At 28.2% G+C, this 18,800-nt stretch carries 18 protein-coding genes, 1 CRISPR repeat array and 2 other annotated features; of the genes, 15 read left to right on the top strand and 3 right to left on the bottom strand.

The genetic code is table 11. The features are described 5' to 3' along the window. The first annotated feature begins 2 nt into the window (after positions 1-2). From cas4 to H2684_RS11165, 15 genes are all read left to right on the top strand, one after another. Positions 3-521, top strand: a complete 519-nt coding sequence (cas4, locus tag H2684_RS11235; RefSeq protein ID WP_182089492.1) for a CRISPR-associated protein Cas4 — start codon at positions 3-5, stop codon at positions 519-521. A gap of 2 nt (positions 522-523) precedes the next feature. Beyond that, positions 524-1,507 (top strand): type I-B CRISPR-associated endonuclease Cas1b, encoded by a 984-nt coding sequence (gene cas1b, locus H2684_RS11230; protein ID WP_182089491.1) that lies wholly within the window; start codon positions 524-526, stop codon positions 1,505-1,507. A gap of 2 nt (positions 1,508-1,509) precedes the next feature. Beyond that, positions 1,510-1,773 carry a CRISPR-associated endonuclease Cas2 gene (gene cas2, locus H2684_RS11225; protein WP_182089527.1) on the top strand — a complete coding sequence of 88 codons (264 nt, stop codon included), beginning with the start codon at positions 1,510-1,512 and terminating at the stop codon, positions 1,771-1,773. Positions 1,774-1,960: 187 nt separating this feature from the next. Further along, positions 1,961-4,435: direct repeats of the CRISPR family, unit length 29 nt; unit sequence GTTTTATAAGAACTATGTGGTATGTAAAT. Between the two features lie 199 nt (positions 4,436-4,634). Next, the gene (locus H2684_RS11220) at positions 4,635-4,883 is read left to right on the top strand and encodes a hypothetical protein (RefSeq protein WP_182089490.1); all 249 of its coding nucleotides are present in this window, start codon (positions 4,635-4,637) and stop codon (positions 4,881-4,883) included. Between the two features lie 359 nt (positions 4,884-5,242). After that, positions 5,243-5,440: a binding site (T-box leader), on the top strand. A 151-nt stretch (positions 5,441-5,591) separates the two neighbouring features. Continuing rightward, complete coding sequence (locus H2684_RS11215) at positions 5,592-7,034, top strand: carbon starvation protein A (RefSeq protein ID WP_182089489.1); 1,443 nt, start codon at positions 5,592-5,594, stop codon at positions 7,032-7,034. 154 nt (positions 7,035-7,188) lie between these two features. Continuing rightward, positions 7,189-7,764: a methyltransferase domain-containing protein gene (locus H2684_RS11210; RefSeq protein WP_182089488.1), complete on the top strand. Its 576-nt coding sequence runs from the start codon at positions 7,189-7,191 to the stop codon at positions 7,762-7,764. A gap of 89 nt (positions 7,765-7,853) precedes the next feature. Next, on the top strand, positions 7,854-8,210 hold the full coding sequence (locus H2684_RS11205) for a NifB/NifX family molybdenum-iron cluster-binding protein (RefSeq protein WP_182089487.1): 357 nt from the start codon (positions 7,854-7,856) through the stop codon (positions 8,208-8,210). A 94-nt stretch (positions 8,211-8,304) separates the two neighbouring features. Next, a complete protein-coding gene (locus H2684_RS11200; RefSeq protein WP_182089486.1) occupies positions 8,305-8,745 on the top strand; it encodes a DUF134 domain-containing protein in 441 nt (146 codons plus the stop codon). Between the two features lie 372 nt (positions 8,746-9,117). Further along, on the top strand, positions 9,118-10,152 hold the full coding sequence (locus H2684_RS11195) for an ABC transporter ATP-binding protein (RefSeq protein WP_182089485.1): 1,035 nt from the start codon (positions 9,118-9,120) through the stop codon (positions 10,150-10,152). Then, positions 10,153-11,019, top strand: a complete 867-nt coding sequence (locus H2684_RS11190) for an ABC transporter permease (protein WP_182089484.1) — start codon at positions 10,153-10,155, stop codon at positions 11,017-11,019. Beyond that, positions 11,019-11,807, top strand: a complete 789-nt coding sequence (locus H2684_RS11185; protein ID WP_182089483.1) for an ABC transporter permease — start codon at positions 11,019-11,021, stop codon at positions 11,805-11,807. Before H2684_RS11190 ends, H2684_RS11185 begins: the two co-directional genes overlap by 1 nt. A 19-nt stretch (positions 11,808-11,826) precedes the next feature. Beyond that, complete coding sequence (locus H2684_RS11180; protein WP_182089482.1) at positions 11,827-12,900, top strand: spermidine/putrescine ABC transporter substrate-binding protein; 1,074 nt, start codon at positions 11,827-11,829, stop codon at positions 12,898-12,900. Positions 12,901-12,945: 45 nt separating this feature from the next. Continuing rightward, positions 12,946-13,167 (top strand) — a binding site (T-box leader). Positions 13,168-13,255: 88 nt separating this feature from the next. Continuing rightward, positions 13,256-14,947, top strand: a complete 1,692-nt coding sequence (argS, locus tag H2684_RS11175; protein WP_182089526.1) for an arginine--tRNA ligase — start codon at positions 13,256-13,258, stop codon at positions 14,945-14,947. 72 nt (positions 14,948-15,019) lie between these two features. Then, a complete protein-coding gene (locus tag H2684_RS11170; protein ID WP_182089481.1) occupies positions 15,020-15,817 on the top strand; it encodes a ribonuclease H-like domain-containing protein in 798 nt (265 codons plus the stop codon). Between the two features lie 55 nt (positions 15,818-15,872). After that, positions 15,873-16,259, top strand: a complete 387-nt coding sequence (locus tag H2684_RS11165) for a CBS domain-containing protein (protein WP_182089480.1) — start codon at positions 15,873-15,875, stop codon at positions 16,257-16,259. A gap of 61 nt (positions 16,260-16,320) precedes the next feature. Here the strand turns inward: H2684_RS11165 and H2684_RS11160 are convergent, their stop codons facing one another. The 3 genes from H2684_RS11160 to H2684_RS11150 all read right to left on the bottom strand — a co-directional run bounded on the left by H2684_RS11160 (position 16,321) and on the right by H2684_RS11150 (position 18,563). Further along, positions 16,321-16,476: a FeoB-associated Cys-rich membrane protein gene (locus tag H2684_RS11160; protein ID WP_207719454.1), complete on the bottom strand. Its 156-nt coding sequence runs from the start codon at positions 16,474-16,476 to the stop codon at positions 16,321-16,323. Positions 16,477-16,489: 13 nt separating this feature from the next. Further along, positions 16,490-18,253 (bottom strand): ferrous iron transport protein B, encoded by a 1,764-nt coding sequence (gene feoB, locus H2684_RS11155; protein ID WP_182089479.1) that lies wholly within the window; start codon positions 18,251-18,253, stop codon positions 16,490-16,492. Positions 18,254-18,341: 88 nt separating this feature from the next. Next, a complete protein-coding gene (locus tag H2684_RS11150; RefSeq protein ID WP_182089478.1) occupies positions 18,342-18,563 on the bottom strand; it encodes a ferrous iron transport protein A in 222 nt (73 codons plus the stop codon). Positions 18,564-18,800: the final 237 nt, after the last annotated feature.

The raw sequence follows: 18,800 nt of genomic DNA, 5'->3' as shown, positions 1-18,800 counted from the left end.
AAATGGAATTTAATTTAGAAGAGTTTAAAGTTCAGGGGATAAAATTTAACTATTATTTTGTTTGTAAAAGAAAATTATGGCTTTTTAATAGAGGAATAACAATGGAGAATAATAGTAATAGAGTTATGGAAGGAAAAACTGTACATGAAAATTCATATTCAAGATTAAAAACAAGAGAGGTTTTAATTGATGATATAATTAGATTGGACATAATGGACAAGGAATTTATTCGTGAAATAAAGATAACAAGTAAAATGAAAAATATTGATAAAATGCAGCTTCTTTACTATTTGTACTATTTAAAAAAGCTTGGTATTGAGAAAAAAGGTGTTTTGAATTATGTAAAGGAGAGAAAAAATGAAATTGTTCAGCTAGATGAAAAAGCAGAGATTGAGATAGAAAAAACTTTAGTAGATATAAATAAGATTTTAAATGAAGACAAACCTCCTAAAATTGTTAAATATCCCTATTGTAAAAAATGTGCGTACTATCAATTTTGTTATGTAAAGGAGGTTCAATAGATATGGGTAAAGATTATTATATATTTACAAATGGACAAATAAAGAGAAGAGAAAATACGATTCATTTTACTGATGGAGATGATTTATCAAGGGATATACCGATAGAAATTATAGAAAGATTGCATTTATTTGGTGAGATAAGTTTAAATACTAAATTTTTTAATTTTATAAGTAAATATGGTGTTATAGTGAATTTTTATAATTATTATGGATTCTATTCAGGAAGTTACTATCCAAGAAAGAAGAATGTATCTGGATACTTGATCACTCGTCAGGCAGACTTTTATAATAATAAAGAAAAGAGATTGTATATAGCAAAATGTTTTATTGATAGTGCAGCTCACCACATATTAAGAAATTTAAGAAGGTATAAGCCAAGAACAGAAAAAATTATGGATAAAATTGAAAATGAGAGAATTAATATATTGACAGCTAATAGTATAGATGAGCTTATGGGAGCAGAGGGTAGAATGAGAAATGCATATTATTCTGCTTACAATTATATTTTGAAAAACGGCTTTACCTTTGAGAAGAGAGAAAAAAGGCCTCCTACTGATCCTTTAAATGCATTGATTTCTTTTGGAAATAGCATGATGTATACAACTGTTTTGGGAGAAATATATAAAACTCAATTAGATCCAACAATAAGTTTTTTACATGAACCTTCTACAAAACGATTTTCATTGTGTCTTGATATATCAGAGATATTTAAACCTCTAATAGTAGATCCACTAATATTTTATCTTATTAACAATAAAATGTTAAAGTTAGATGATTTTGATACTCATGAAAGTATATGTTTTTTAAATGAAAAAGGAAGAAAGAAATTTATAAAGGAATATGAAATTAAACTTTCTACAACCATAAAGCATAGAAGTTTAAAAAGAAAGGTATCTTATAGAAATTTTATAAAATTAGAATGTTATAAACTTATAAAGTATTTTATTGATGATGAGTTGTATAAACCTTTGAAAGCGTGGTGGTGATTATTTTTGTTATATTAACCTATGATATAGGAGAAAAAAGGGTAAACAGAGTGAGAAAAATTGTAAAAAAATATTTGACATGGACACAGAATTCTGTTTTTGAAGGAAATATAACAGAAGCTAAACTTCATAAATGTTTATCTGAAATAAATAGAAACACAATAAGGGCAGAGGATTCAGTTTATATCTATAGGGTTCAAAATCCTAAAAATATAACGAAAGATATAATAGGTATTGAGAAAAATTATGATGAAATGTTTATTTAGAATTTTGCAGTAAACCTCTGTTTTTATAAAATATGGATTAAGTATTGAAATAAAAGGCTTACAAGCATTTCTATTGTAATATTAACATGCACTACTGGTGGCTCAATGCAATTATGTTAAATTGAATAATTCTATGGGGCCTGAGAAACTAGATAAATTAAGGCTTTATGATTTTTTGAATTATGGGGTTTTATAAGAACTATGTGGTATGTAAATTCTTTATACCAACTAGGATTCGAAGCATAAGCATTTTTGTTTTATAAGAACTATGTGGTATGTAAATAAATCAGTTGCAGAACTAAAGTCTTATGGCATTAGGTTTTATAAGAACTATGTGGTATGTAAATCATATAAAAAAACTCTTTATGATAAAATTTATTAAGTTTTATAAGAACTATGTGGTATGTAAATAATAAACAAGGTGATGTAGATGAATAATATTGATTACTGTTTTATAAGAACTATGTGGTATGTAAATATAGAACTTCAAGGCTTTATAGAGGATAAAGTTATTGTTTTATAAGAACTATGTGGTATGTAAATAAACTTATTTGTATGTTAGGAGCAAGTGTTGCTGTACTGGTTTTATAAGAACTATGTGGTATGTAAATTTATAGTAGTACTTTCATTTATTGCTATATTTCTATGTTTTATAAGAACTATGTGGTATGTAAATGCTTTTTCTTTTATTGATAACTCTTTTATTAAGACTAGGTTTTATAAGAACTATGTGGTATGTAAATTGCATATTATCACCTCCCATTTATTCTGTAATTTAGTGTTTTATAAGAACTATGTGGTATGTAAATCTTTTTTAATTAGCCTTATAGATCAAGATTATATTAAGGTTTTATAAGAACTATGTGGTATGTAAATTTCTATTATATATATATGAACTATAGCTTTTGCTAAACGTTTTATAAGAACTATGTGGTATGTAAATGTATTGGATTGATTTATATTAGCTCCTGCTGTTATACGTTTTATAAGAACTATGTGGTATGTAAATGTTTCAGCGTTTAAACCATCTTTATATTTCTTCTTAAGGTTTTATAAGAACTATGTGGTATGTAAATAATCCACACATAGCAGACTTAGTTAACACAATACTAAAGTTTTATAAGAACTATGTGGTATGTAAATTTTTGTTTCGGGTCCAAGTGACAATATAACAATTGATGTTTTATAAGAACTATGTGGTATGTAAATAAAAACGTAACAGTAAAATCAGAAAGCGTTGAAGATTGGTTTTATAAGAACTATGTGGTATGTAAATTCAAGCTTTTGTTGTTGGTGGTTGTGTCAGAGATAGGTTTTATAAGAACTATGTGGTATGTAAATAACAAAGCATATTATAATATACATATAAACAATGCTTGTTTTATAAGAACTATGTGGTATGTAAATTAAAGGATTTAGCAATTAATGGTCATGATTTAATTGCGTTTTATAAGAACTATGTGGTATGTAAATGGATGTGGATTTAATATAGTTTTCATCTCTACTGTCTGTTTTATAAGAACTATGTGGTATGTAAATGACAGAAAATATAAAGCAATTATTATTAATCAAATTGAAGTTTTATAAGAACTATGTGGTATGTAAATCCTTTAAGTTCTCTTTATACTGATACAAAAGTTATTTGTTTTATAAGAACTATGTGGTATGTAAATGAATAATGTGGAAGATTTTCAAAGTAATGATAATTCAAGTTTTATAAGAACTATGTGGTATGTAAATTATTATATGATTTTATAATATTATCTACTATAGTTAAAGTTTTATAAGAACTATGTGGTATGTAAATTCAATATATCCGTTCGGTATCTGCATTATATTATTAGTTTTATAAGAACTATGTGGTATGTAAATAGTTGCAAGAGCGTCGTGATCTGCCTGTGTTTCACTAGTTTTATAAGAACTATGTGGTATGTAAATTTCTTTATTGCTGCATTAGCATCCATCCATGTTTCATCGTTTTATAAGAACTATGTGGTATGTAAATTTGATTATTGCAGTATCAAGTGCTTTTGTTATAGCTTGTTTTATAAGAACTATGTGGTATGTAAATTTGTACCAATAGAATTTCTTTTGTTTTTTTGAATATGTTTTATAAGAACTATGTGGTATGTAAATTTGAGTGCCGTACAAGGCTATGCAAGTGACATGAGAAGTTTTATAAGAACTATGTGGTATGTAAATGTAAGTGTTATAGATAAGCCGTTAACAGATCGTATGGGTTTTATAAGAACTATGTGGTATGTAAATTGTGTATTAAAAGATGGGGTTGTGCAATATTATTTAGTTTTATAAGAACTATGTGGTATGTAAATCATGGAAAGACCGTACGGAACAAATTATGCGAGTATTAGTTTTATAAGAACTATGTGGTATGTAAATCTAAACTTAAAAGGTGCTTTATATACTACATTTTTAAGTTTTATAAGAACTATGTGGTATGTAAATGAATCAACATACAACACACGATATTGATAATTAGAAGGTTTTATAAGAACTATGTGGTATGTAAATTCTAATAAGCACATAACCGCTTTAGGTCTTATTAAGGTTTTATAAGAACTATGTGGTATGTAAATGCATATTTTCCACCTTTAAAAAGTGGTGTATTATATAGTTTTATAAGAACTATGGGTATGTAAATACAATAGGAATAGTAAAATTTCCATGGATTAATGAAATGAGCTGAAATTTTATCACAAACTTAGAGTATAAATTTAGTGGGCAAAGATAGTAGTAATTAATAATAAAAAATAAAGGGAGATGCAAAAAACATCTCCCATGTACATAATATATCCATTATAATATAAGTTAGCGAAACTATATAGAAATGGGTGATATTAATGTACAATTTAAGTTTAAAGGATAATGACATAACTTTCAATAACTTAGAGAAAAAAATATATAAATATGTATGTAATAAAGCATGTGAATTTATGAAAGAAGTGCTAACGCACTTAGACCGAAGGTTTGGGAAAAAGGCCTATAAGTTTTTATTAGATGAATATCTAAAAATGGATACAATAGGTCATATTTCAAGTAATTTAGTACAAAAGTTAAGTTCTAAAATAGAAGAAAAAGAAGAAATATGAGTTGGTCTATTAAAGGTGCCAATAATTTGGCTAAGATATTAGCTGAAAAATCAAGTATATCATTTACAGGCTGAGCCATAACTAATGGTAGAAAGGCAATACAGAGCTTATTTAGAGAAAGAAATTTTACTGAACTTATTCATAGATAGTCTTAAAATTCTAGATAAAAAGTCAATAGAATAAATGCGCTCTTTCGGGCTGCGGACTAAGTCCTTTGAGGATAAAATTTTAACTGAATTTATAATGGAGAAATTAAAAAATAAAATTGCCCACTTTAACTTGACACAAACTATCATAAATTAACTATTGACATTATAATAATACTTGCTATAATAGTTAATAACCAATAAAGAAATAATATAAAAACTAGGATAGGGAAAAGTAGAAGACAAGATACTTAAAAGAGAGTGGGATAAGCTGAAAACCCATAAGTTATTGTTTTTGAAAAATCACCCTAGAGTTGCAAACTGAAATAGTAGTAAGTTTATGTCGGTGAAAACCGTTATTACTTTAAGTTATAAATTTGGGTGGTACCGCGACCATTTCTCGCCCCATATCGAGAAATGGTCTTTTTCTATCTAAAAAAACTTAGATTATGTATGTTTTAAAATTGTGGTTTAAAATAATTATATTACTTTAGTGATTTAATGTTTTAAATTATTTGTATATAAATAAAATATAAATATTTTTATAGGGAGGAATTATAATATGTATACTTTTTTAGGGGGACTAGTAATACTTTTATCCGGCTTCTTATTTTATTCAAAATATGTTGAGAAGCAGTTTGGGGCAGATGGCAGTAGAATAACACCTGCATACGCTTCAGAAGATGGAGTAGATTATGTTCAAATGCCTTCTTGGAAGCTTTATTTTATACAATTTTTAAATATAGCAGGACTTGGACCAATATTTGGTGCTATCCAAGGGGCATTGTATGGACCTGTTGCATTTTTGTGGGTAATCATAGGCTGCGTATTTGGTGGAGCTGTTCATGATTATATATCTGGAATGATTTCTGTTAGAAAAAATGGAGCTGGTTTATCTGAAATTCACGGAGAATACTTAGGTAAGTCTGTACAAAGATTTATGAGAGTTCTTACAGTGTTTTTCTCCATGATTGTCGGAATTGTCTTTATAGTCGGACCTGCAAAACTATTGTCACAATTAATACCTGTAAATTTCGGAGTGAATTTTTGGGTATTTGCTATTATATTTTATTATTTTCTTGCAACTATGCTTCCTATAAATGCAATTATAGGAAAAATATATCCTATTTTTGGTGCTTGCCTTTTATTTATGGCAATAGGCGTTGGTGGTGCAATGTTATTTCAAGGATACAATATTCCAGAAGTGAATTTTATTAATCTCCATCCTAGTAAATTAGCTATGTGGCCAATGATGTTTGTTACAATTGCATGTGGTGCAGTATCTGGTTTCCATGCAACTCAATCTCCATTAGTTGCAAGGTGTTTAAGAAATGAAAAAGAAGGAAGAACTGTTTTCTATGGAGCAATGATTTCAGAAGGAGTTGTAGCATTAGTTTGGGTAGCAGCTGGTTTAGCTTTTTATGGTAATACTACTAATTTAGGACAAATTGTTCTTGGAAAGGCTGGTCCTGCAGGAGCTGTATTTGAGATAACTAAATCACTTTTAGGACCTATTGGAAGTGTAATTGCAATAATTGGTATAGTTGTTTGCCCTATTACAACAGGTGATACAGCTTTTAGAAGTGCACGAATATTACTTGCTGAAATGTTTAAATATCCTCAAGGAAAAATTAAAAATAGACTAACTTTAGCTATACCAATGTTTGTTATTGCAATATTCTTTACATTTGTAGATTTCCCTATTTTATGGAGGTATATGAGCTTTTTAACTCAGGCTTTTGCTATGGTAACACTATGGGCATGTTCTGTATATCTTTATAAAAATAGTAAAAACCATTGGATTACAACTTTACCTGCAATATTTATGTCTGCAGTTAGTGTAAGCTATATATTACAAGCACAAGAAGGTTTTAGATTAAATCCAACTTTTTCTAATGTAACAGGGGTAGTTGTTTCAGTAGCATTCTTTGTATTATTCTATGTAAAGATGAAATACTATTCTAATGCATCTTCTTCAGACACTGTTAAGGAAAGTGCTATATAAAATTTCAGCCTTGAGAGGCAAAACTCTTAAGGCTTTTTATATATAAAAAATTATATAACATTGATTTACATAATTGAAAATTTTGAATTTATACTAAATTTATGTTATATTAAATTGTGATAAAAAAATATGTATACATAAGGAGGAGTTAAAAGTGCCTCATAAATTTAATTATAAACACAAGCATAGGCTTAATAGTGAAGAAAGAAGAAAAATACTTCCACCTGAGAGCACTCTTACTAAATTTGGACTACATGATGGTGATATAGTAGCTGATATAGGTTGTGGTATTGGGTACTTTACTATACCTGCAGCTAATATTGTAGGAAGCAGTGGAAAAATATATGCGTTGGATATTTTAGATAAAATGATCAATGAAATCAAGATAAAATTGAAAAAATTAGATATATCAAATGTAGAAACTGTCTTAACTGAAGAGAATAATCTTAAGCTTCAAGAAGAAACAGTAACTTTTGCATTTATAAGTAATGTACTTCATGAAGCTAAAAATAAAGAAAAGTTTTTAAGTGAAGTAAAAAAAATTATCTGCTCAAAAGGTAGAATTGCCATTATTGAGTGGAAAAAAGGTAATTATAAAATGGGACCTCCTATGGAAGACAGATTAGATAAAGAAGTATTAGTAAAAATTTTAGATAAATTAGGATTTATCAATATTTCCACTATAGATATTGCAAAAGATTTTTATGGACTTATAGCAGAGAGAATATAAAAATTAGTTATTGGCATTTGACAATAATATAAAATAATAGTATTATAAAGATGGCAAATGCCAATAAATATTTATAGGAGGAATTTTAAATGAAAATAGCAGTAGCAAGTGATGGAAAGTATGTAAGTAGACATTTTGGACATTGTGAAGGTTTTAAAATATATGAAGTTAGTAAAGATGGATCTATTAAAGGAGAATTTAAGCCTAATCCAGGGCATAGACCAGGTTTTCTGCCAGTATTTTTAGGTGATTTAAATGTAAATACTATTATTGCAGGTGGCATGGGACAGACAGCACAAGATTTATTTAACCAAAATAATATTGAAGTAGTTGTTGGAGCTGAAGGAAATTGTGACGATATAGTTAAAAAGTATATAAAAGGTGAATTAAAATCTACAGGAAGTGTTTGCAGTGAACACGAATATGAGGGGAATTGCGGTAATTAACTACTAATCTATATTTGTGTATAATCTCTGTATATAGCTTTAAAGTAGTGTAAATGTTGTAATGTTAGTGTAAGTATACAGAGGAGGAATTTAAATGCCAAGACCAACTAAGTGTAGGAGAGTAGAATATTTTCCCAAGGATACTTACTTTATTCCTTGGGGAAAACCAAAATGTAAAATTAAAGAAATAACTTTAAAAGTAGAAGAACTTGAAGCAATGAGACTTAAAGATATTGAAGATTTAAACCAAGAAGAATGTGCTGAGAGAATGCAAGTTTCCAGACAAACATTTCAAAATATTATAGATAGTGCTAGAAAAAAAGTGGCTACAGCACTAACAAAGGGAAATTCTATAAGGATAAGCGGAGGAAATTATAGAGCAACATTTTGCAAGTTTAAGTGTTTTGACTGTGGAAATATATATGAGATAAGTTATGAACAAGATAAATATAAGTGTCCAAATTGTGGTTCAAGTAAAGTCATGTGTACTAGAAAGGCTGAATTTTGTGGTAAGTGGTGCAAAAAAGTGGACTAAGTTTTAAATAAACAATACAATAATTATGTTGAATACATATTAAAGGTAGTATAGCAATTGCTTTTAGTATGTATTTTTTTATTATCTAAATTTGCGTATAAAAATAATTATTTGACATATGTTTCTATAATGTGGTATTATTACACTATAATTTAATGTTGAGTAAATTACTATGAATTGAATTATAGTTAGACTTTTTAAGATAAATCGCATAAGTTAGCTTCTGTATCTCATAGGATGCAGAGGCTTTTTGAACTGAGATTTGTGCATATAATTTATATAATTTTGGGGGTTGATTACGCTGGATAATATTCTTGAACTTGTAAAAGTAACAAAAAAATTAATGGACAAGATATACTTAAAAATATTTCAATGAGTATAAAAAGAGGTGAGTTTCTTACTATTTTAGGACCAAGCGGATGTGGAAAGACAACTACACTTAGAATGATTGCAGGATTTGAAAGGCCAACAAGTGGAAATATATTTTTAAATGGAAGTCGTATAGATAATAAGGAACCCTATGAATTGAGTATAAATACTGTATTTCAAAATTATGCACTTTTCCCTCATATGAACGTCTATGATAATATAGCATATGGACTAAAAATAAAGAAAATAGATAAAAAAACTATAAAAGAAAGAGTAAATAAAATGCTTGAAATTGTAAGGCTAAAGGGATATGAAAAAAGAATGCCTAAAAATTTAAGTGGAGGTCAAAGACAAAGAGTTGCAATTGCAAGAGCTCTTGTAAATAATCCAGATGTACTACTTTTAGACGAGCCACTTGGAGCATTGGATTTTAAACTAAGAAAACAAATGCAAGTTGAACTTAAAAATCTTCAGAGAAATTTAGGAATAACTTTTATATATGTAACCCATGATCAAGAAGAAGCACTTAATATGTCAGATCGTATAATTATTATGAAAGATGGTGTAATAGAACAAATAGGCACACCTATGGAAATATATGAAAAACCACATACAAAATTTGTGGCAGATTTCATAGGAGAATCAAATATATTTGACTGTATTGTAGATTCTGTATCAAATGGTATAGCATACTTGAAAAATGAGAATGGATATATGGGAATAAATAGTGACTCACTTAAAAAAGGTGATAAAGTATGTTTAATGGTAAGACCAGAGAATATTAAATTTTCTTTAAATCCAAAGGAAAAGTTCTCATTGAGAGGAAAAGTAATTAGTAGTGTGTATCTTGGATCAAACAGAAAAATTACATTTAAATTGGAAAATGGAAGTTTTGTAATTCTAAATAATTATGTTAAGGGAGCATATTTACCACAAGTAGGAGAATATCTATGGTTATACTGGAATTTTCAAGATGCTGTGATAATTCAAAATGAAGATGAAGGTGAAGATTCAAAGGAAGCTAAAGAGGTGGTTTAGTTGAAAAAAAAATTAAAAAAATTTGATTTAGAAAAATATATTTTTATAGGTCCTGTAAGTTTATGGATGTTACTTTTTATAGCAGTACCAATTTTTTATGTTATATTTGTAAGTTTTCTTAGAAGAGGTGTAAATGGAGGCATAGATTTTGTTTTTTCTCTTGATAACTATAAAAGAATTGCATCTCCATTATACTTTAAGGTTTTTGGAGATTCAATAGGAATTTCATTTATAACAACTATAGTTTCACTTGTTTTTGGATATCCTTTTGCGTATTTTATAAGTAAAATATCAAGTAAATTTAGAGTCTTTGTAATAATGCTTATTATTATTCCATTTTGGACAAATTCTCTTATAAGAGCTTATGCGTGGATGAATCTTATGAGTACAGGAGGACTTATAAATAGTATACTTCTTAAATTAAATATAATAAAAGAACCTTTGAAAATGCTCTATACTTATGGTGCCGTTATTTTAGGAATGACATATACTCTATTTCCATTTATGGTGCTTCCTATTTATAATTCTATTGAAAAATTGGAAAAATCCTATATTGATGCAGCTAAAGATTTAGGAGCAGGAAACTTTGCAACATTTTTAACTGTAATTTTACCTCTTACAATGCCTGGAGTAATAGCTGGCTGTATACTTGTGTTTATACCATCTCTTGGATTATTTTATATTTCAGATCTTATGGGAGGAAGTAAAGTAATGCTTATAGGAAATCTCATAAAAAATCAATTTTTAGTAGCTCGTGACTGGCCATTTGGTGCAGCTGTATCTATATTTATGGTAGTGGCTACTTTGATTTTAGTTGCTGTTAGTATAAAGATAGTGGGCAAAAATACTGATATGGAGGTATTTTAATGAATAGAAAATTTGCTAAATGGAGCCAATACATATATATCAGTATGATTTTTATATTTTTGTATTTGCCTATACTTGTAATAGTTATTTATTCTTTTAATCAAGCAAAAACTGGTTCACTATGGACAGGAGTTACATTTGAATGGTATGAAAGGTTATTTAATGATACTGATGTTATTTTTGCATTTAAAAATAGTTTAACAATAGCAATTGTAAGTAGTTTTATATCTACTGTAATTGGTACTATAGGTGCAGTTGGATTGTACAAGTACTCATTTAAAGGAAAGAGTATAATTGAATTACTTTTAAATATAACCATAGTTATACCTGAAATAATATTAGGTATTGCCCTTCTTAGCTATTTTTCACAGTTTCAAATAAATTTTGGAATAGGAACATTGATACTATCTCATGTAACTTTTAGTATTCCTTTTGTTTTAATTGTAGTTAGAGCTAGATTTTCAGGATTTGATTCATATATAGAAGATGCAGCTATGGATCTTGGTGCAACTAGACTTAAAGTGTTTTTTACAATAATACTTCCAAATATAGTTCCAGCAGTATTTACAGGTGCGATGATTGCATTTATATTGTCTTTTGATGATGTAATCATAAACTTTTTTGTATCAGGACCTGAAAGTACTACTCTTCCTATAAAAGTGTTTTCAATGTTAAGGTTTGGACTGTCGCCTGAAATAAATGCTTTGTGCACTGTTATGCTTATAATTACTTTTGTTATTCTTATAACTGGTGAATGTATTAAATTGGTAAGTCAAAAAAGATTATAATTTTTAGGGGGAAAATATTATGAAAAAAAGATTATTAAAATTTTTAAGTATGTGTGCAGTAATGTCATTTTTAGTAATGTCATTTACTGGATGTGGATCTGAAAAGACTTCACAAAAACAGGAAAAGGTATTGAATTTATTTACATGGGCTAATTATGTTCCAGATTCTGTAGTAAAGGAATTTGAGGATAAAACTGGAATAAAGGTAAACTACAGTAATTTTTCTACTAATGAGGAGATGCTATCTAAACTTCAAGCAGTAAAGGGATCTGATTATGATGTAGTTATATGCAGTGACTATATTATTGAAGTTATGTTAAAGGAAAAGAACATATTGTTGCAACCTATAGATAAAGATAATATACCAAACTATAAGAATGTAGATCCTCAATTTTTAGGACAGTACTATGATAAAGACAATAAATATTCAATTCCATATACCCTTGGTACTCAGATGATAGTGTATAATCCAGATAAAGTTAAAATACCTATAAAATCTTACAGTGATTTGTGGAATCCAGCTCTTAAAGATTCAATTGTACTTGTAGATGATCCTAGAATAGTAATAGGGATGACTCTTAAAAAACTAGGATATTCTATGAATGAAACAGATTCTAAAAAATTAGAAGAGGCAAGTGCTGAATTAAAAAAATTAAAGCCAAATGTTAAAGTTTTAAATGCAGATACTCCACACAACAGCCTTATAGATGGAGATGTAAGTGTTGGATATATGTATGGATCTCAGGCATCAGCAGCAGTTCGTGCAAATCCAAAGTTCAAGATAGTATACCCAGAAGAGGGAATGAACTTAGAAGAAGATAACTTTGTAATACCTGTTAATGCTCCACACAAGGAAAATGCAGAGAAATTTATAAATTTCATGTTAGATGGTAAGATAAGTAATGAAGCTACTGAAAAAATTGAATATGTAAATACGAATAAAGAAGCAAAAAAGTATATGTCTGAGGAGTATCTAAATAATAAAGCTGTATATATACCAGATTCAGAACTTAAAAAAGCAGAAAGTTTCAGAGATGTTGGTAGTGCATCTAAAATATATGATAGAATATGGTCTGAGTTTAAGCAGCAGTAGTTTCCATTGACAAGTTACACGATATAGTAATATAATAAATTAAAAATTATTCTTATGACGGGGAAGAGTACTTTTAGATGTAATTTTAAGAGAGTAGGATTTTGGTGGGAGCCTATAATTACACTAAAAAGAAAAGAGCCCTTGAGGAACTTATGAAAAATGCTTTTTGAGAAGTAAAAAATAAGTCGTTAACTGCGTTAAAGTTTAAAGTGGATAGATTTTTCTATCAATTAGAGTGGTACCACGGATTTAATACACGTCTCTTTACATATGAGGCGTGTATATTTTATATTATAATGTTATAAGTAGTTATAAAAAATAGTGTAATACATAGAGAGGAGTTTTAAATATTATGATTGATTATAAAAAAATAATAGCAAATGAAATAAAACAAAATGTAGATATGGAAATTGATGCCATAGAGAGAATTATTGAAATACCACCAAAACCTGAAATGGGAGATTTTGCATTTCCATGTTTTCAATTGGCTAAAATTTTGAGAAAAGCCCCAAATATGATTGCAAGTGAACTCAAAGATAAGATTGATACAAAATACTTTTACAAAGTTGAAAATTTTGGTCCTTATTTAAACTTTTTTGTACATAAAGAAATGTTTTCAAAAGATGTTATAGGTGAGATTCTAGAGAAAAGAGATGAATATGGAAAATCTTCAAAGGGTAATGGAAAAAACATAGTAATAGAATTTTCATCTCCAAATATTGCAAAGCCTTTCCATGTTGGTCATTTGTTTAGTACTGCTATAGGAAATTCACTGTATAAAATGATGGATTTTCAAGGTTATAATTGCACTAGAATAAATCATCTTGGTGATTGGGGTACTCAATTTGGAAAGCTTATATCTGCATATAAGAGATGGTGTAATGAAGATGAACTTAAAAAAGATCCTATAAAAGAACTTTTAAGAATATATGTAAAGTTTCATGATGAAGCTTCTAAGGATCCATCACTAGAAGATGAAGGAAGAATGTATTTTAAGAAGCTAGAAGATGGAGAAGAAGAGGAAGTTAAACTTTGGAAAAAATTTAAGGATCTTAGTTTAGAAAAATTTAGTGAAGTTTATAAAGCACTTGGTGTTGAATTTGATTCCTATGCAGGTGAAAGCTTTTATAGTGACAAAATGGATGATGTAATAGAGGAAATTGACAATTGTGGATTGCTTGAAGATAGCAATGGGGCAAAGGTAGTAATGCTTGATAAATACAATATACCTCCTTGTATAATAAAGAAATCAGACGGAGCAACTATATATGCAACACGTGATCTTGCAGCTGCTATATATAGAAAAAAAACATATGATTTTGATAAGTGTATATATGTAGTTGGACTAGATCAATCATTACACTTTAAACAAGTATTTACTACATTAAAGCTTATGGGGAAAGATTGGGCTGATTCTTGCATTCATGTAGGATTTGGACTTGTAAGATTTGCAAATAAGAAATTGTCAACAAGACATGGAGATGTAATTTTCCTTGAAGATTTATTGCAAAGATCAATAGACAGGACTCTTGAAATAATTCAAAGTAAAAATCCTAATTTAAAAAATAAAGATGAAGTGGCAAAGAAGGTTGGCATAGGAGCTATAGTATTTACTTATTTGAAAAACAATAGGGAGAGAGATATAGTATTTGACTGGGATGAAATGCTCAGTTTCGACGGCGAAACTGGACCTTATGTACAGTATAGTTATGCTAGGGGAAAAAGTATACTAAGAAAAGCTGGAGGGTTTAATTCTGATGTAAATAATGTTAAAATAAGTTCTATGGAAGAATTTCAACTTGCAAAGATACTTTCTGAATTCAGATCCCATATAGAAAACGCAATAGATAGATTGGAACCATTTGTATTAACTAGATACGTTATAGAAGTTGCAAAAATGTTTAATAAATTCTATAATTCTTGTAGTATACTAAATACTGAAGATAAAGATGTAAAGAGATTTAGACTGCAACTTGTAGAGGCTTCTTGTCAGGTAATAAAAAATGCATTATATTTACTTGGAATAGATGTAGTTGAGGAAATGTAAAATTAAAGGGAAGTTAAATAACTGCAATTTAAAGCATGTTTAACTTCCCTACTATTTAATTTGGAGGTAATAATGCTTATTAAGAAATATGAGGAAGTTTTAAAAATTCCTAAAAATATATTTAATGAATACAATATGAAAGATATAGTTTATTTTGATATAGAAACTACAGGCTTTGATAAAAATAATGATAGTGTTATACTTATATCTTCTGGAAATTTTTCGGATCATGATAAATTTTCAGTAACTCAGTATTTTGCAGAGTCTTTGGAAGATGAAAGTGAATTGCTATATAGTTTTGGACATGATATTTTAGATTGTGATATTTGGTGTTCTTACAATGGAATTGCATTTGATGAACCATTTATATGTGAGAGAATGTTAAGGTCAAATATAAATTTTAATCCTCCTAAACATCATATAGATTTATATAGAAATATAAGACCTTATTATAAACAAATTGGTATGAAAAGGTGTAATTTAAAATCTGTTGAAAAGTATATAGGAATTAATAGAAAAGATCAAATAGATGGAGGAATGAGTGTAGACTTATATAATGAATTTTTAAATACAAAAAGTGAAAAACTAGAAAAAATTATAATGCTTCATAATTATGAGGATGTATTGAATCTTCCTAAAATACATGAGTTTATCTATAAAATTGAAAACAATGATTCAATTGTAAGAGATGATTTAATTACAGATAAACAGTTTAGGTTTTTGACAAGTCTTATAAAAAAGAATAATATAAATTTAAATTGTCGTGTAGATAAGATGTCTAAAAAATCAGCTTCTCGTGTAATAGATTATATTTTAAAAGGCGGAAGAGATATGGAAGAAATAAATTTTATCTTAAGGAAGAGTTATTGATTTTTAGCTTTTTTTTACTATTTGTTATATAATTATTTTAAGGAGGATTGGAAATATGATTACTACTATAATGCACTCAAAGATATTAAAATTAAGGCCAGATGATACTTTAAGCAAGGCATTAGATGTAATGGGTGAGCATAAAGTAAATGGAGCTCCGGTTATAGATATAAAAGGGAAACTGGTTGGAATGATAGTAAAAGCTGATATATATAGATTTTTGATGGAAGAAGGTCACTATGACACATGTCCTGTAGAGTGGGTTATGACAAAAGATGTTATAACTGCACATGAAGATGAAGATGTTATAGATGTTGCAAAAAGAATAAGGAAAAATAATATAATAGCTATACCTGTAATAGATGATGATAACACTGTAGAAGGAATGATTTCTATTGGAGATATTGTGGATTATTTTATAGATAAATCGGATAAAAATTGATTTAATTGGTTTAGAGTAAAAAAGAACTCCTTCACAAAATTTAATGAAGAAGTTCTTTTTTTCATTGATTTTTAATATGTTTTTTACTTATACAGTTACTTGAACATGAATTGCAATTAGAACAACAATTACCTTTCGATTTTTTTTGTATATTTCTAACTAGTATATATGCTGCAAATGCAACAATAACTAATGTTATTAGCATTTCTATAATCATCTATACACCTCCATTAGAATATAATAGAACCAATTTTAAATGTGATAAATGAGGCAACCCAAGCTAGTGCAAATTGATAGGTTACGGAAAAAGCAGCCATTTTACTTCCATATTCCTTTTTCATAGCAGATATTGCTGATATACATGGTGTATATAATAGAACGAATACTAAAAAGGCATAGGCTGAAATATTAGTAAAGTGTTGAGGAAGTATTTTTGTAAGATCGCTTCCATATATGATTCCCATAGTACCAATTACAATTTCTTTTGCCATTAATCCTGAAATAAGTGACACAGTGTTTTGCCAGCTTCCATATCCCATAGGTGAAAATATAGGAGCTATAAATTTGCCTATATGGTACAAAATACTTTGATCTATAGGTACCATTCCTTTTAAGCTAAAGTTTGACAAGAACCATATTATAACTGACATTGAAAATATTATTGTTCCTGCTTTTCTTAAAAATCCCTTTGCTTTTTCCCAAGTATGTATAATAAGATTTTTTAAATTAGGGATATTGTATTTTGGAAGTTCAATTATAAAAGGTTCTTCATCTTTTTTGAATATTGTATTTTTAAATAATAGTCCTATTATAAATGCAAAAATTATACCAAGTAAATATAATGAAAATACTACTTCAGTTTCACTTCCTACAAAGAAAGCTGATGCAAATAGGGCATATATAGGCAATCTTGCGTTACAAGACATAAGTGGTATTAATAATGCTGTTAGTTTTCTATCTTTATCACTTTCAAGTGTTCTAGATGACATAATTCCAGGTACTGAACATCCAAACCCAACTATAAGTGGAATAAATGCCTTACCTGAAAGTCCTATTTTTCTCATAAGCTTATCCATTATAAGAGCTCCTCTTGCCATATATCCACTGTCTTCTAAGAGAGATATACCTAAAAACAGACAAAATATTACAGGAAAAAATACAACTACAGATCCTACTCCAGAAAGTATTCCGTCAATTAAAAGTGAACTAAACCAAGGGCTTGTTCCAGAAAGTAGGTCTCTTAAATAATATGTTATACTACCTGAAAGATAGTCGCTGAATTTGTCGGCAATAGGCTGACCAACCCAGCTGAATGTAAATTTAAAAATTAAAAAAAGTGCGAATAAAAATATAGGATATGCTATAAACTTATTTAGTACTATATTATCTATTTTTTCAGTATATGATACAGATTTAGCCTTTGTTACAGTAGTACATCTTTTCAGTACACCATTTATAAATGAATAGGCTTGTTTTTCTGTTTTAAAATCAAAATTATTTTTATCATGAGGTATATTATTAAAATCTTTATTTATAAGTACGTTTTTAAGGTTATCTATACCTTTATTTTTTGAAGCTATTATTGGAATTGCAATAACTCCAAGTTCAGATTCTATTTTTTTAAAATCTATTTTTAGTCCAATTTCCTCTGCTATATCCATCATATTAAATACCAATATAATTGGTTTCTTAAATTGCTTAAGTTGAGTTGTAAGATATAAGTTTCTATTGAGATTAGATGCGTCTACAATATTTATTATTACATCTACATTGTCTTTATTTAAAAATGCCTTAGAAACTTTTTCTTCATTTGAATATGTGTCCATGGCATATATTCCGGGTAGATCTACTATTTTTATATCTTCAAAATAACCTTCTTTTTTCTCAACTGTTACTCCTGGCCAATTTCCAACATATTGGTTTGAACCTGTAAGATAGTTGAATAAAGAGGTTTTTCCCACGTTGGGATTTCCTAATAAAGCTGCTGTAATCATGTATTCCCTCCAAAAATTTAGTAATTAGTTGCTATAAATATATTAGAAATTATATAGTATCTATAAAATAAAATGGGAAATCCTTAATTCATCCTTCAATTGAAATCTTCTTTGCATCATTTTTTCGTAGGGCGAGATTGAAACCTCTCAAGTTTATAATTACTGGATCACCTAGTGGAGCAAAATTTTTTAGAGTTATTTCAGTTCCCTCGATGCATCCTAATGCTAAAAGTCTTTTAACTAACTTATCATCTCCAGTTATATTTTTTATCAAAGCTCTTTGCCCAGGTTTTAAATCGCAAATACTCATATAAGTCACCTCTTTATCAATTTGTATTGAAATCCATTATCAATTCATTTATATAGTAGCATTTTTTATATGAAGTGTCAATTGGATATTAAGGATTGAAGATATACTATTTATATATATAATCATAAATTTTAAATTTATGAGGAAAATTGATAATATGTGTCAACCGTTTTTGAAAATGTCCCAAAAAACTTTTAACATTAGCACCAGTTTTCTGGTGCTTTATTTCTATGCTGT

The sequence above is a fragment of the Clostridium sp. cel8 genome (assembly GCF_014050525.1).
GTDB lineage: Bacteria > Bacillota > Clostridia > Clostridiales > Clostridiaceae > Clostridium_B.
Note: the sequence above shows the minus strand (reverse complement) of the source record. Positions and strands in the feature narration are given on the sequence as shown.